Origin of the sequence: Mesotoga sp. UBA5825 (assembly GCF_002432955.1) — a bacterium.
Lineage (GTDB): Bacteria > Thermotogota > Thermotogae > Petrotogales > Kosmotogaceae > Mesotoga.
In genome coordinates this window covers 32,115-46,991 of sequence record NZ_DJHG01000070.1, presented here as the reverse complement: position 1 = coordinate 46,991, position 14,877 = coordinate 32,115, and the positions used below count along the sequence as shown (strand labels likewise).

Below are 14,877 nucleotides of genomic sequence, written 5' to 3'. Positions count from 1 at the left end.
CCTAAGGGCTGGGAATACTCTTTCCTGCCCGAAGGAAGAGTGAAGCTCCTGGATAGAGAAGGTGAAATCGGGGTGGGCTTGAGAAAGGCAAAACCTCTAATAGAGGCTAGAATCCCGTTCAAGCTGGTGCGGTGGCAGATGGATGATATAGAAAGAGGCGCAAAGGATTCAGATCTTGCACCTCTTGAAGATGCGGTTAAGCAAATCGCGCTCTTTGAAGAGAGAGTCATCTATAACGGCTACGAAAAGGCTTCAGTCGAGGGAATCGTTGAAGCTAGCGAAAACGACCCCATTCCTCTCGGATCGAAGCCAAATGAAATCATTGAGTCTTTGTCTAGAGCAGTCCAGGTTCTGAAAGACAACTTCACTGACGGACCGTTTGTCCTTGTGGTCAATCCAGATACTATGTCTATGCTGAACTCACATGTTTCCGGTTATCCTCTGGTGAAGAGAATCGAGTCCTTCCTGGGAAGTGAGATTGTGGTCAGCAGAGTGTTGAAAGATGCGCTTCTTCTGCCGAAGGATCACGACGATCTTGAGATGGTAATCGGCGGAGATTTCGAAATCGGTTATCAAAGCAGCACAGACGATGAGGTAGAGCTCTTCATAACGGAATCATTTACTTTCAGAGTTCTTGATCCGGCGATCATAGTTAAGCTCACTGTCTGATTCACATTCCAATAAGAGACCGGGAGCATGAAGCTCCCGGTTTTTTCATATGTCTAGACTCTCTCTACCTTGATTCTGGTGTTGTAACCATTTAGGTTCCATTCGGTCCCGGTATCGAGTCCCTCCTGGAAATTGACGCTGTTTGAAAGCGTCTCTTCTTTTATGTAATCACTGAATGTCTCTATTGCTTCTACAAGAGCATCGGGCCCGAAGTAAGCTACAGTGATTCTATCTGTAATCTCAAAGTCGGCTTCTTTTCTCATTGTCTGTATCTTCGAAACCATTTCTCTTGCAAGCCCTTCCTGCAGAAGATCGGGAGTGAGTTCGGTATCGAGAATGACAAAGTTGTCGTTGCTCATCTCGAAAGTAAAGCCTTCCAGTTCCTGTATTCTTATGTCCAGATCCTCTTCCGTCAGATCGAAGAGCCTTCCGTTAGCTTCAACGGAGATCTTGCCGTCGTGTTTGACTCTTGCGACAACTTCAGAAGGTTTCATTAACCTTAGGGCATTGCTGATCGACTTGAGATCTTTGCCGAACTTAGGACCCATAACTCTGAAATTCGGCTTGACTTCATAGTTCACATAGTCTCCCAGCTCTTCAATGTATTCTATGTTCTTGACGTTGATCTCTTCGAGGATCAGCTCGCGCATTGACTCGACGATCTTTCTTATATTCCCGTCCACTAGAATCTTCGGCAGAGGTTGCCTGACCTTTATCTGGACCTTGTTTCTACATGCTCTACCCAGTGTCACAATGTCCATGACTGTGGCCATTCTCTTTTCGAGTTCGGGCTCGATCAAGCTCTCGTCGGCAACCGGATACAGTTCCAGATGCACAGACTCCTTTTCCTTGTGGGTAAGGTTTCTGAAAATCTCTTCGGCCGTGAAAGGTGCAATTGGCGCCATGAGTTTTGCGATGGTCAGCAGTACTTCATAAAGCGTGAGATAGGCTGCCTTCTTGCTGTTGTCGAGTTCGCTGGTCCAGTATCTGTCTCGTGTCCTTCTCACATACCAGTTAGAGACTTCCTCGACGACAAAGTCCTGAATCGCTCTCACTGATTTCGTAAGATCATAATTGTTCAGAAGCTCTGTCACTTCCTTTACCAGAGTGTTCAGTCTGGACATTATCCATCTGTCAACCTCTTCCCTTTCAGGAACAGGCAAGTCGAAATTCGCAGGGTCAACGTCGTCAACATTTGCGTACATTGTGAAGAATGAGAATACACTATGCAGGGTTCCAAAGAACTTGCTGTAAGTGTCCTTCACCCCGTCCTCATCGAACTTTGTGGGAACCCAGGGTGGCGAGACGGCCAGCAGATACCATCTGAGTGTATCTGCACCGTACTTCTCGATTATCTCCGACGGATCAACAGTATTTCCCTTTGACTTCGACATCTTCTGACCGGTCCTGTCTAGAACCAGATTGTTAACCAGAACGTTCTTGTAAGGAGACTGGCCAAAGAGGAATGCAGAAATCGACATGAGGGAGTAGAACCAGCCTCTAGTCTGATCTATACCTTCGCAGATGAAATCTGCTGGAAATAGCTCTCCCATGAAATTGTCTTTGTTCTCGAATGGATAGTGATGCTGGGCCACTGGCATTGCCCCTGAATCAAACCAGCAGTCAATGACCTCGGGGGTCCTAGTCATCTGTCCACCACATTCGCATCTTAAATGAACGTCATCTACATATGGGCGGTGAAGCTCGATGTCTTCTGATATGTTCTCGACCGCTCTCTCTACCAGTTCCTTTCGTGATCCAACCGAAGTCAACTTGCCACATTCATCGCACTTCCAGATGTTTAGAGGAGTTCCCCAGTATCTATCTCTCGAAAGGGCCCAATCTACCATGTTTTCGAGCCAGTTACCGAAGCGGCCCTCCCCAACAAACTTTGGGTACCAGTTCACGGTGTTGTTCACTTCGATCATTTTATCTCTATACTCTGTAGTCTTTATGTACCACGACTTTCTTGCGTAGTAGAGAAGCGGCGTATCGCATCTCCAGCAGAACGGGTAGGAGTGGGTCAAACGCTCTTTCTTGAATAACAGATTCCTCTCCTTCAGATAACGAACAATGAGTGGATCGGCATCCCTTACAAACATCCCTGCCCACGGTTTCACTTCTTCTGTTATCTTACCTTCCTTGTCGACAAGCTGGAGAAGCGGGAGATTGAATTTCCTTCCGAGTATGTTGTCATCTTCTCCAAAGGCAGGAGCCATATGCACTATACCCGAGCCGTCTTCAAGAGAGACAAAGTCCCCGTAAACCACAAAGAATGCCTTCTTGTCTACGCTGGCAAAAGGGATCAGCTGTTCATACTCGAGATTGACAAGATCTTTGCCTTTGAGTTCTTCAATAACCTTGTAATTGCCTTCTTCACCGAGCAAAGCACTGAGGCGATCCTTGACCAGGTAGTAATATTCGACTTCGCCGGTATCCAGCATCGCTTCAACCTTTACGTAGTTGAATCTGGGATTCACTGCTAGAGCAACGTTAGAAGGAAGCGTCCATGGAGTCGTCGTCCATACTATGAAGTACTCGTTTTCCTTTCCTTTCAGTCGGAACTTCGCGTATATAGAGTCAATAGTCTCATCTCTATAGCCCTGAGCAACCTCGTGAGAAGCGAGGGGAGTACCGCATCGCGGACAATACGGCATTATTTTGTGGCCCTCATATATGTAGTCTTTGTCAAAGTACTGCTTCAGGATCCACCAGACAGATTCTATATAGTCGTTGTCCATCGTTATATACGGGTGCTCCATATCTATCCAGTAACCGATTCTCTCTGTCATTTTCTTCCACTGACTTTCGTACTTCCAGACGGATTCTTTGCACTTGTGATTGAACTTCTCTATGCCAAAGTCCTCAATCTCCTGCTTCGAAGAGAAGCCCAGCTGCTTTTCAACTTCGATCTCCACAGGAAGACCATGCGTGTCCCAGCCGGCCTTTCGCTTCACCTTGTATCCTTGCATCGTTTTGAAGCGACAGACTGCATCCTTCAACGTTCTCGAAATTACATGATGAATTCCGGGCATACCGTTGGCAGTAGGCGGACCCTCGAAAAAAACAAACTCGGGGCTCCCCTCCCTAACAGTGACACTTCTGTTCGCTAGATCATCTTGCCTCCAATAGGAGAGTACTTCTTCTTCTCTATCAGCTGCAGGGCGTCTAAGGTCTACTTCTTCAAACCTTGGCATACTTCGTCTCCTCCTGTCTTGAAGTATTCGTCGAATAATATAGTTCAATTATGAGGGTATCTGTCAATATTTGCTTTAAGAATTGAAAAACTTGAAGAGTGCCTGTGAAGAGACTGGGCAGGCAATCTGTCCTAGAAAAGCGTCTTACTCTGTAATCCCCGGCTCTGAAGTTGTACCAGGCATAGATTTCTTCTCCTTCTCAACGGTTATAGCCGCTTATAGATAATATAATACAATACATTTCAAACTTGTCAAGCAAGATCGACAACTAGAAATCTAAACAAAGCATCCGCGCAGGGCGGATGCTTCAATGAATTGGAGATTGTTTCGATCTCTTACAAAATACGCTCTTATTTCACCATTCCTTCTTAGCTCGCTCATAAGCCAGATCAAGAGCATAAGGCCATTCCCAGAAATCAGTCTCACCTTTATCTTTAGCTTTCAAAGCCTTGTAAACTCTTTCTCTGCTGAGCGGGTAACTGTGAATTCGCATACCAGTCGCCCTGAACAATGCGTTGTTTGTTGCCGGTGCAGGGGCTATCATCGAGTGTTCACCGACTCCGCGGTTTCCGTAAGGTGAAATCTCTTCTGGTGTCTCTTCCCAGAAAGCATCGATCTCACCTGGAATATCCTTTATCGTGGCAATCTTGTAATCCGTGAAGTCTGGAGTGAGTAATCTTCCATATTCATCGTAGATCATAGCTTCCATTAGACAGGCAGAAAGACCCTGAACTGTTCCTCCTTCAATCTGACCTTTGATGTTTATTGGAGTGATAGCTTTGCCGACATCGTAACCCGCACAAACTTTGTTTATAATGATTCTCCCAGTCGCCGGATCGACTTCCATATCTATTCCCACTGCGCCAAGAGTGAAGTGAACGACACTCTTGGGAGACTGCCCGGTGTCTGGATCGGGATAGATCAAGTCAGGCGGTGTAAATGAGCCGCTTCCGATTATTGGGCCGCCCTTCAGAATTCCGTCTGGCATTTTGAAACCGTTCTGAACTCTTTCGTCAATCCTTTCGCTCTTGCCAAGTTTGTGACACTTAACGACTCCATGCTCTATGCTTATCGTCTCGACAGGCGTCTGCCAGTATTCGGAGAAAAGAGCGAGGAGCTTCTCTCTTAGCTCGCTTGCAGCTCGCTTTACCGCCATGCCCATCGACCAGCAGGATCTGCTTGCTACAGTTTGCCAGTCGTAAGGATGGCTCTGTGTATCTGGATAGTAGACCTTTATCCAATCATACGGAATCCCTAGTTCTTCGGAGACTATCTGAGCATAAGCGCTATACGTTCCCTGACCCATATCCATTGTGGCGGCAAGAACCTCAACCGTTCCGTCTCCGTTGAGTTTGACAATGGCTGATGAAGAAGCGTCGGCGGGAATTGCGGGCGCCTTTATTGCCAGCGCGATTCCCTTCCCTCTCTTCCAGCCCTTTCTTATTGGAGGCTCTTCTTTGAGGACATCTATGCTCTTTGCAACCTTGTCGATTATTTTGTCGAGAGCATGGTCATGCATCGGCATTCCGGTACAGGTAGTCTGCCCCTTCTTCAAAAGGTTCTTCTTTCTGAACTCAACTGGATCTATGTTCAGTTTGTGAGCGACTATATCAACCACGACTTCAAGTGCGCTCATTAGCTCCGGCAAACCGAACCCTCTGTAAGCACCTCCAAATGGCTTGTTTGTGTAAACTGCATAGCAGTCCGACCAGACGTTCGGAATATTGTAAGCTCCCATTGATGTGTAGCCGGCGCTTCTAACCGGGTTTGCTCCATATTCGGCAGAGATTCCCGTGTCAAACCAGAATGTGTGGCGTATACCCTGCATCAGGCCGTCTTCACTGACTGCAAGCTCGATTCTAGCCACAAATCCCTGGCGGACCCACGAGGTCAAGAGGACTTCTTCTCTTGGTATGAAAAGCTTTACAGGCCTTCCTTTCAGATCCTCATCCATAGCTGCTGCAAGGCAGAGAGCCTCGATAGTCATCCCTGCCTTTCCTCCGAAGCCGCCGCCTATCGGAGGCGCGATCACCCGAATCTTGTTCAGTGGATACTTTATCCCCTTGGCGATTATGTCTCTTACTGTGAAGGCTGACTGCGCCGGNNTGTGAAGGGGGACTGCGCCGAAGTCCAGATCATTATCTCTCCAGATGCGGGATCTTGCTTGCAAATTGAGCACAGCGTTTCAATATAACCATGAGCAATCTGAGGACACGTAATCGTCTCTTCAAAGACGTGAGCCGCATTCTTGAAGGCCGCTTCGGTATCTCCTTTTCTTATCCTGAACCAGTTGGCAATATTGGTATTTGGCTGAGGAGTAATGAAGTCTACGTGCTCGTATTTGTGGAGGTCGGGATGAACAAGCACTGAATTTGTGGTAGCTGCCTTAACCGGATCGAAGATAGCTTCGAGCTCTTTGTATGTTACTTTCACCTTCTTGACCCCTTCTCTCGCGGCCTGCTCGGTTTCGGCAACAACTAGCGCAACGGGCTCTCCAACGTATCTTGCTCTCCCAATTGCCATGGGCGTTCTATCCTTTAGATATAGACCGAAGTGATGTGGAAAATCTTCTCCAATCAGGACTTTAAGTACACCGGGAATTTCCAGTGCCTCTGAAGAATCGATTTTCAGAATCTCTCCGTGTGCTACAGAAGAGCGTACGACCGCTGCGTGAAGCAGTTCGGGACCGAACCTGAGGTCATCGGTAAATTGAAGTGTGCCCTCCACCTTCTCGAGATCATACTTTCTTGGCAACCACTTCCCAATTCCTGTCTTTGTCTTAATCGTCTTCACGCAACTCACCTCCTTTAACCTTTCCGGAGAGAATGGCGGCACTTTTCTTGACCGCCCGGATAATCGAGAGATAACCCGTGCATCTGCAGATATTTCCCGAGAGAGCTTCTTTTATCTCTTCCTCAGAAGGAGACGGATTCTTCTTGAGCAATGCATAGGTTGTCATGACCATCCCCGGAGTACAGTAACCGCACTGTATTGCGCCTTCATCTACGAAGGCCTGCTGAATCGGATGAAGCCTGCCTTTTTTGACAAGCCCTTCTACTGTTAGCACTTCCGCACCCTCGGCTTCTCGCGCAAGGACAAGACAAGACTTTTGAGGAAGTCCATTTATGATAACCGTGCATGCTCCGCACTCTCCCTCTTCGCAGCCTCGCTTCAGGCTTGTAACACCGTATTCTCTCAAAGCATTGAGAAGGGTCGTTCTGTCCTCGACTATCAAGGTGGCTTTTCGGCCGTTGAGTGTCAGAGTCACATGCTTGTCTTTCATCTGCGAACACCTTCTTCCACGGGACCTTCCAGACAACAAGAAATCGCCCTGCTCGTTAGTTCGGCAATCATGTCGATCCTGTATTCTCTGGATGCTCTCACGTCCGTAATGGGATCAACAGCTCCAGCTGCGAGCTCTGCGGCTCGTTTGATAACCCTGTCANNGTCATCTATATTACCGGAAGAATTGAGGAGCTTTTCCGCCTCCGTCGCTCTCAGTGGTCTGGGAGATACGGCACAGAAGGCAATCCTGAACTCCCTGTTATCCCCCTTGAAGAGCGTACAACAGACGGCTGCCTGAGCTATATCCAGAGCCTCTCTTCTGATTGCTTTGAGATAGCAACCGCTTGTTTCAACTACGGGTATGGCGATTCTTATTCCTGTCACAACCTCGTCGACTGCCAGTGAGGTCTTCTTGGGTCCGATTATGAATTCGGATACCGGGACTTTCCGGGTGCCGTTTGATCCTGTGATTTCAACTTTGGCGTCATAGCATACCAGAGGAGCTATCATATCTCCGGAAGGAACCGCAGCACAGACGTTGCCTATAACGGTTGCCCGATTCCTTATCAGTGGATCCGAGTGTGCCCTGCAAGCCTTCACCAGCGCAGGGAAGTAACGTTTCATTGAGCTGTCTTCTATAATCTCACTAAGAGTTACGAGCGCCCTGATTTCCACATTGTCCTCGTTTATCGTTATTCCTTTTAGCTGCTCGATTGCCGTTAGGTCGATTATATAGTCCGGCTCCTTTATGGATTTATGTAGCCAGACAATAACGTCAGTACCGCCGCTCTTGATTATGGCATTCTTTCCATGACGTCCAAGTGCATCCAGGGCCTCGGAAAGTGAGCGCGGCCTTTCCAGAACGAAATCATGCATTCATATCGCCACTCTTTCGGTTGGATTTATTCCTCTTCGTCGAACGCAACTATTCTACTAATACAAGACTCTCCGCCGACAAATCTCCACGGGAAGCACCCGATAACCATTCTCTTGTTCAATATTTTGTCTATCTCTCCACCAACGTTCTCGGCGTGAATAATGTCGTACGGGAAGAGAAGCACATGCATAAGCTGGTAGTCCTCGTCGGGGAAGATCTCTTGAAGGGACTTACCATACTTCTTCTGCATATAGCGGTCACACTCTTTCGCCTGAACAGGCATCCAGTCACGGATCTTTGTATTCATTGGATGGTCGGCAGAACCGCAGTCAACTCCTATCCACTTTATCTTCTTCTTTTTGCACCACTCGGCAAACTCTCTTGTCGGCCCAGGGTGTTTGATCATGTATCTTACTTCGTCTGCCTCAGGCTGGTCGTAAGCGTACTTGTGATACCCTGTGTTGATGATAAGGATGTCGCCTTCTCTTACTTCCACTCTTTCTTCTATGTCCTTTGATGTGTAGATCCCGTAATCCTCTGCAATGTCCGAGAGATCAACGATAACTCCTGGCGCAACGAGTTCGTCCAGAGGTATGCTTGCGATGTCTCTACCATGAGTGCAAAAGTGCAGCGAACCATCCAGATGGGTCCCGACATGGTTAGAGTGAGTAAGAAGTTGACCGTTCGCACCGTTTGGAGCCAACCTCTTGAAGAATTTGATCTGAAGCGGCTCATAAGTTGGCCATGGCGGTGTCAGATGACTGATCGGTTGAGATAACTCGTAAATCTTGATCTTGTCCCAGTTTTTCGGTATCATACTCTTCCTCCTTTATTTGGAATATTCCTCGACGAACGCTTCCGCTGCCTTTACAAAAGCTTCAGAAGGCATCCTAACAATTCCGGCACCCACCTGCCCTTTACCGGCCTCTCGATGAGCTGCGCCTGTATCCAGGATAGGCGTGATGCCTGTCTCCACAACTCTGATTAGATCAATTCCTGTGGGAGTTCCACGGAAGTTCAGTGCGGGAATTGTGAAGTGCTTGTTTTCTCCTATACAGATTTCATACATCTCCTTTGTGTAGTTCACTGCATCTTGAGGCGTACCTCCAACAAACTGGACGATCGCAGGGGCCGCAGCCAGGGCAAAACCACCTAAGCCGTAAGTCTCCATAATCGCACTGTCTCCTATGTCTCGATTGACATCCTCCCTTGTGAAGCCAGGGAAGAGCAAGACATCGGGCAAGGCTGCCTGGCAGGTGAACCATTTGTTCTTCATTCCGGCGATCTGGATCCCGAAGTCTGTACCGTTGCGAGCCATTATGGTGAGCATACTCGATCCTTCGACGTAACCAACACTGTCGAGCGAGACCTTTGCCGCCGCCATACCGGGATTAAGAAAGAAATGATCATTTCCCGCCACAAATTTAACGACTCTGGAGAGATCAGGGTTGCTCCCCTCCGCATCAATCATAGAAGGTACGAGGGTACGAATGAGAAGTGAAGTAGCTGCCCTGTTTCGGTTATGAAGCTCATCCCCCATGTGTAGAGACTGAGATATAAGACTCTTAAGGTTAAGACCCCCGTTATCGTTCACGAATTTCCGGACCCCGCTTCTCAAGACAGGATACAGAACTTCTCGCATCCAGTTCAGTCTCTCAATAACCTCTTCACTGAACGCTCCCATTCGCAAGACCTTACCGAGTCCCTCGTTCAGCGTTGCATAGCTCCTCTTTCCAGAATTCTTTTCCTCAATGATCCAAACCGGCAGGTTAGGGGATATTATCCCTGCCATTGGGCCGACAGCGTTATGATGATGGCAAGGTTCAAATGAGATATTTCCTTTCGAAGCAAACTCCCTTGCTTTCTCCGGAGTTTCGGCCCAGCCTTCATAAAGGATCGCACCGGTCACGGCACCTATCATAGGTCCCGACATTCTGTCCCAGGTTATTGGCGGTCCTGCATGAAGTATCATCTTCTCTTTGAAGTCCGGAATAACATCTTTTGCCATGCCGAGATCTACAATATGGGGCTCGGCTTTCAGAAGCCTTTCAAATGCGATGGAGTTTGCCATTTCAATACTATTCAACTTCCTCACCTCTTAACTTTCTCAATTTATCCATCAGTGAGCTCTTCGCAAGAGGAGGTCTCCAGTTGACCTTCACTGCGGGTACCTCCTGATCCTGAAGATCGAGATAGAATCTTTCCATCCCAAGATTAACTACTTTCGGACCATTATCGAGTAGATCTTTGAAGGACATAGTCAACGCTCCTTTCTCGAAACTAAACTGGCAGCCAGAAGAGCTGCTCTTGCATTGCTCTCGCAGACTATAACACCTGCTTCCTCCAACAGGGCCCTCTGCCTGCCAAGATCTTGAGGATCCCCGTCGGTCCCGCAGACATAAGCTATATATATCGGTTTTGTTTCTCTATTTACAGACTTGATTGCCTCAACAACGTCGAACGAAGGATTATCAGCACTTCCATACCCGAGGACAACATCGAAAAGGATGACAGCTACCGAACGGTCTTCGGATTGCTGTTTCACCTGTTCGGCCCTGAAGGATGGGTCTATCATGGGGTGTAATCTCCCTTGAGTGAACTCGTCTTCGCCATAGTCGATGAATGAGTGTCCGACTGGTTTCAAGCTGTTCTCCAGTTTGAGATCTTCCCTCAACGGAGCATTTCCGTAGATTGGATTTATGTGTGCCTGAGCTATATACTGCGCTTCGTAACAGAGAGTGCCGCCAGTGAAAAGCCCCCTTACATATTTTCCATGAACCACGCCTACAGGTCTCTTTCCGGCCAACTTCACGTACTCTGCCTTCAACTTATCTCGAGCCATAGAAACGTCTCTGCCTTTTATAAGGGCCTCGGCCACAACTGCGCACTCTTCAAGTTCCGTAGTGTAGAAGAGTTCGTCTTCATCTTTTCTAGGATCATCTCCCATAAAGCAAATCACGCTCTTCTTTTGTGTTTCTTTGAGGCAAGCCAGAATCTTCTCTCTTACTTCCGGCGCAGGCGGCTTTCCAACGGCTACAATCAGTGAAATGTCGGGATCTTTTGCCAGTTCTCGTATGCCTCTCAGGAATGATATTCCTCCAACTGACTTCTTCACGTCTCTGCCTCCGGTTCCAATTCCATGCTTGACGCCAACATCCCGGCGGCAGAGCTGCACCATGACTTCTTGAAGACCGGTGCCTGATGCCGCGACAATTCCAACCGGACCTGTAGGGCACACGTTAGAAAAGGCAAGTCCTTTCCCATTGATAACAGCTGTACCACAATCCGGGCCCATTACGATTAGATCGTTGTTCTCCGCGAAACGTTTAAGTTCAATCTCATCTTCAATTGTGACGTTGTCGGAGTAAAGCATTACGTTCAAACCGTTCTTGAGGGCCTTCATAGCCTCTGCTGCTGCATATCTACCGGGCAGAGAAATGAGAGCAAGATTGCTTTCGGGAAGTACAGAGAGAGCTCCCTGAAGAGTTGCCGGTGAATACTCGGTGTCCTTCTCTTCCTTCTTCCAGGGAGGCGAGGCAAGATAGGAACGGGCCCTTTCGAAGATGTCCTCCATCCCTTCTCTTTCGTAGTCGATTCCGATCAGCAGATCGTCGGGTGAAAGCAAACCCGTGTCTACTTCGAACCCGGCCGCTCTCATGATGGTTATGTTTGCCTCTGTTGCCATATTCAGCGAAGCATCATGGACTCCCTCAATCTTCTTAAGCTCCTTAGCCACAAGCATCAGAGTGACGCTATCGTAGTATTCGCCTTTCACGACCTCGATTCTCTTCATTTGAACCTCCACAAGCAACAAAGGTAATTCAAGAAAATCCCCGTTGCTCCGACCTGATTCCGAAACCTATCGATACCGATAGAACGACTTATCTTAGTCTTTCCCATTAAGCCTAACAATATCTCTAATACAGTCATTCACCAAGTTCAAGTCCATAGGCAAGGCCGGCAAGCCACGCCTTTCCCGACAGATGACCCCATTTTGTGATACTGTCTGTCTTTTCAAGTACCCGGGTTGCATCGCCGTCTGCAATAGCTGAAACCAGTTCGATTCCTCTCTTCCAGAATCTACCCTCAAGAGCATCCTTTATCATTTCTGACGAGAACCAGCTCGTTTTTCGATCAAGCATCTCTCTTTCGATTGTCAACAAGCTCTTCTTTCTACCCGTGAAACGGAGAGCCATTATCCAGCCAACCAAAAAGTCATCACCTGCCGGTGTATACCCCGGTCCAAGTCCAATCAATCTCTCCGGTTCATCAATAGCTTCATGAAGGCAGCTAAGCTCCTCTGCATCCATGAACTCCAACCATTCAAGCCAAAGGCCTCTCAGCTTCTTATCCGGTAAACCGTCGATTTGAGATGGATCAAAGCCCACAGAGGCACCGTCAATACCGACCCTAATCTCTTGACCTACCTCAAGGGGAGGAAATGCCTCAATTAATGACGATCTTGGAAGATAGTCCTCAGGGTCGAGCAAGACAGAGTATCTTCTCCCGCAATGATCCATCAGGTTCAAGGCCGTTCTATAAGCACTTCTTACAGTAAGCTTTTCGACTTTGTTTCCCCAATCTGCGCTTCTCTGAAAAGGATAAAGAAGAATCATATTACCCCTTTTTCATGCAATTCTTCAATCTCCTCTAGACTTATTCCCAGCATTCCCGAATAGATCTCTTCGTTATGCTCACCGAGTAATGGCGCAGGTCCGGAAATTGATGCCGGTGTTTCAGAGAACTTTATTGGCACACCAGGCATTTTCACAGTTCCATTCCTGTGAGTTACCTCGACAATCATCTCTCTTGCTTTGATCTGCTCGTCTTCAAAAAGATCGGCGACGTTGTTTATCTTGCCCGAGGGGATGTCCAGTGCCTCAAAGGTGCCGAGCCATTCCTTGGATGTTTTCTTCTTAAGCTGAACTCCTATAATCTCCATCAACTGATCGATATTCTTCACCCTTGACGGGTTATTCGCAAACCTCGGATCTTCGCAGATGTCTGCTCTTTCGATAGCTTTGCAGAATTTCTTCCAGATGCCATCGTTTCCCACAGCTATGTTTATCATTCCATCCAGAGTCTCAAAGGAAGAAAATGGCGCAATTGATGGATGCCTGTTTCCAATTGGAGTCGGAATCTCTCCGGTTGCCGCATATCTTGCTATTGCGTTCTCCAAGACAGCGACCATACTATCTAGCATAGCAACATCCACTTTTTGTCCAGACCCCGTGCTGTTTCGACTCTGAAGTGCCGCAAGTATTCCTATACACGCAAATGTTCCACAAAATATGTCTGCAATGGAGCTTCCTACCTTCGTTGGATACTGTTCATCGGGACCGGTTATACTCATGATTCCACTCAATCCCTGTATGATCAAATCATAGGCTGTTCTCTGGCTCATGGGACCGGAGTGCCCGAAGCCCGAAGAACAAGTATATATGAGCCTCGGATTCATCTCTTTCAGCCTTTCGGCGGAGAAGCCCAGCCTTTCGAAAACGCCCGGTCTGAAATTCTCGACCAGAACATCGGATCTCTCGATCAGCCTTTCGAGAAGCTTCTTTCCCTCCTCGGTCTTCAAATTGAGAGTAATGCTCTTCTTTCCTCTGTTTATACTCATGAAATAAGCGCTTTCTTCACCAACAAAGGGGCTGAATGATCTCGAATCGTCGCCCCCATCGGGTCGTTCAACTTTGACAACAGCTGCGCCCATGTCGCAGAGCAGCATCGTACAAAACGGTCCCGCTAGAACACGGGTAAGATCTAATACGAAAAGCCCTTCAAGGGGTTTACCCAAAATTATCTCCTCCTGTACGGAATTCGTTTTGAAGGTTCAAACACGCTTTTTCCTTCAGCAAGAATATCCCTGTACGAATCTAGGTTTCTGTCTTCTATGTGGTCGAAGATCTGGTCTCTAGACGTCCCAGGAACTATCTTCTTAATCGGATCCTCATCGAGTTCGGCAGAAACGAATTCTTCACACCCTGAAGCCTGAACTAGCTTTGCTCCAGAAGGGTGGACTATCATTGACGAGCCGAAGAAATTCGCTCCGCTTGCGTCCTTGCCAACGAGATTCGAAGCAACCCAGTAAACATGATTGTCATACGCCCTCGCCCTGTTCGTGAGCTCCCATTGATCAAAGGATCTCATAAATGCCGAGGGCCTGCAGATTACTTCCGCCCCCTTAAGAGCCGTAACTCTTGCCAACTCGGGAAAGTCCCCATCATAGCAGATCACCACACCGATGTTGCCAATGGGTGTCGAAACAACTAACGGATCGACTCCAGGAGTTGTCCAACCTCCCGCCGACAGTCTCTCCGTGGGGAAAGGATGTGTCTTCCTGTATACTCCTAGAATTCCCTCGGGGCCGAGAATAGCAGCGCTGTTGTATATAACCCCTCGCTCTCTTCCGCGTTCATAGGTGGGGAAACACAAGTATATCCCAAATTCACGAGCCCACTTCACTCCCTCATGTGTAAGACGGCCGGGAATTGGTTCCACGGTATCCCAAAGCGAATTCGCGTTTCCGAGCGGGGTGAAACCCGTAGTAAAGCTTTCAGGCAGAACTATCAGCGAGGCTCCCGTTTCTTGTTTGCACCTGGTTATCCAGCGATATGCAGCTTCCAGATTCCTTGCCACCCTCATTGGTTCTGCTTCAAATTGAATAGCTGCGGCCACAAACTTCTTCATAGTCAGCAATCCTTTCATTTAACATAAAAAGTACCTATATTTCACAATCTAGCACATCAACGGCGGAATTGAGAAATGGTATTTGCAGACTTTACAACTGATCATCCTTGAACAACCACTCCTTTCAGGCTGTCTCGCGCTTTTCTTTAGAAAGAACCA

Annotated in this window: 13 protein-coding genes; 1 reads left to right on the top strand and 12 read right to left on the bottom strand. The window is 47.8% G+C overall.

Going from position 1 to position 14,877, the window contains the following annotated elements:
* The coding region (locus B3N33_RS07210) for a family 1 encapsulin nanocompartment shell protein (protein WP_292592732.1) at window positions 1-669 on the top strand (669 nt) is incomplete at its 5' end.
* Between the two features lie 53 nt (window positions 670-722).
* Here the strand turns inward: B3N33_RS07210 and ileS are convergent.
* From ileS to B3N33_RS07150, 12 genes are all read right to left on the bottom strand, one after another.
* Window positions 723-3,866, bottom strand: coding sequence for an isoleucine--tRNA ligase (gene ileS / locus B3N33_RS07205; protein WP_292592730.1), 3,144 nt, complete (start codon window positions 3,864-3,866; stop codon window positions 723-725).
* A gap of 355 nt (window positions 3,867-4,221) precedes the next feature.
* Complete coding sequence (locus B3N33_RS07200) at window positions 4,222-6,045, bottom strand: xanthine dehydrogenase family protein molybdopterin-binding subunit (protein ID WP_292592728.1); 1,824 nt, start codon at window positions 6,043-6,045, stop codon at window positions 4,222-4,224.
* Window positions 5,946-6,593 (bottom strand): xanthine dehydrogenase family protein molybdopterin-binding subunit, encoded by a 648-nt coding sequence (locus tag B3N33_RS07195; RefSeq protein WP_422655900.1) that lies wholly within the window; start codon window positions 6,591-6,593, stop codon window positions 5,946-5,948. Before B3N33_RS07195 ends, B3N33_RS07200 begins: the two co-directional genes overlap by 100 nt.
* A 52-nt stretch (window positions 6,594-6,645) precedes the next feature.
* Window positions 6,646-7,149 (bottom strand): (2Fe-2S)-binding protein, encoded by a 504-nt coding sequence (locus B3N33_RS07190; RefSeq protein WP_099829312.1) that lies wholly within the window; start codon window positions 7,147-7,149, stop codon window positions 6,646-6,648.
* Window positions 7,146-8,027: an FAD binding domain-containing protein gene (locus B3N33_RS07185; RefSeq protein ID WP_292592723.1), complete on the bottom strand. Its 882-nt coding sequence runs from the start codon at window positions 8,025-8,027 to the stop codon at window positions 7,146-7,148. The genes B3N33_RS07190 and B3N33_RS07185 overlap by 4 nt, the downstream gene beginning before the upstream one ends.
* A gap of 26 nt (window positions 8,028-8,053) precedes the next feature.
* Window positions 8,054-8,845 (bottom strand): cyclase family protein, encoded by a 792-nt coding sequence (locus B3N33_RS07180; protein WP_099829314.1) that lies wholly within the window; start codon window positions 8,843-8,845, stop codon window positions 8,054-8,056.
* A gap of 12 nt (window positions 8,846-8,857) precedes the next feature.
* Window positions 8,858-10,123 (bottom strand): DUF1116 domain-containing protein, encoded by a 1,266-nt coding sequence (locus B3N33_RS07175; protein WP_214079397.1) that lies wholly within the window; start codon window positions 10,121-10,123, stop codon window positions 8,858-8,860.
* Window positions 10,107-10,286, bottom strand: coding sequence for a hypothetical protein (locus B3N33_RS07170; protein ID WP_103134321.1), 180 nt, complete (start codon window positions 10,284-10,286; stop codon window positions 10,107-10,109). The genes B3N33_RS07175 and B3N33_RS07170 overlap by 17 nt, the downstream gene beginning before the upstream one ends.
* A 2-nt stretch (window positions 10,287-10,288) precedes the next feature.
* Complete coding sequence (gene fdrA / locus B3N33_RS07165; RefSeq protein WP_292592721.1) at window positions 10,289-11,821, bottom strand: acyl-CoA synthetase FdrA; 1,533 nt, start codon at window positions 11,819-11,821, stop codon at window positions 10,289-10,291.
* A gap of 133 nt (window positions 11,822-11,954) precedes the next feature.
* Window positions 11,955-12,644 (bottom strand): DUF2877 domain-containing protein, encoded by a 690-nt coding sequence (locus tag B3N33_RS07160; RefSeq protein WP_214061308.1) that lies wholly within the window; start codon window positions 12,642-12,644, stop codon window positions 11,955-11,957.
* Window positions 12,641-13,825, bottom strand: coding sequence for a CaiB/BaiF CoA transferase family protein (locus tag B3N33_RS07155; protein ID WP_099829319.1), 1,185 nt, complete (start codon window positions 13,823-13,825; stop codon window positions 12,641-12,643). Before B3N33_RS07155 ends, B3N33_RS07160 begins: the two co-directional genes overlap by 4 nt.
* A 2-nt stretch (window positions 13,826-13,827) precedes the next feature.
* Complete coding sequence (locus B3N33_RS07150) at window positions 13,828-14,718, bottom strand: carbon-nitrogen hydrolase family protein (protein WP_099829320.1); 891 nt, start codon at window positions 14,716-14,718, stop codon at window positions 13,828-13,830.
* Between the last annotated feature and the right edge of the window lie 159 nt (window positions 14,719-14,877).

Coding starts and splice junctions, on each gene's coding strand:
- ileS (WP_292592730.1), bottom strand. CDS start 3,866: ATGCCAAGGTTTGAAGAAGTAGACCTTAGACGCCCTGCAGCTGATAGA.
- B3N33_RS07190 (WP_099829312.1), bottom strand. CDS start 7,149: ATGAAAGACAAGCATGTGACTCTGACACTCAACGGCCGAAAAGCCACC.
- B3N33_RS07180 (WP_099829314.1), bottom strand. CDS start 8,845: ATGATACCGAAAAACTGGGACAAGATCAAGATTTACGAGTTATCTCAA.
- B3N33_RS07170 (WP_103134321.1), bottom strand. CDS start 10,286: ATGTCCTTCAAAGATCTACTCGATAATGGTCCGAAAGTAGTTAATCTT.
- fdrA (WP_292592721.1), bottom strand. CDS start 11,821: ATGAAGAGAATCGAGGTCGTGAAAGGCGAATACTACGATAGCGTCACT.
- B3N33_RS07160 (WP_214061308.1), bottom strand. CDS start 12,644: ATGATTCTTCTTTATCCTTTTCAGAGAAGCGCAGATTGGGGAAACAAA.
- B3N33_RS07150 (WP_099829320.1), bottom strand. CDS start 14,718: ATGAAGAAGTTTGTGGCCGCAGCTATTCAATTTGAAGCAGAACCAATG.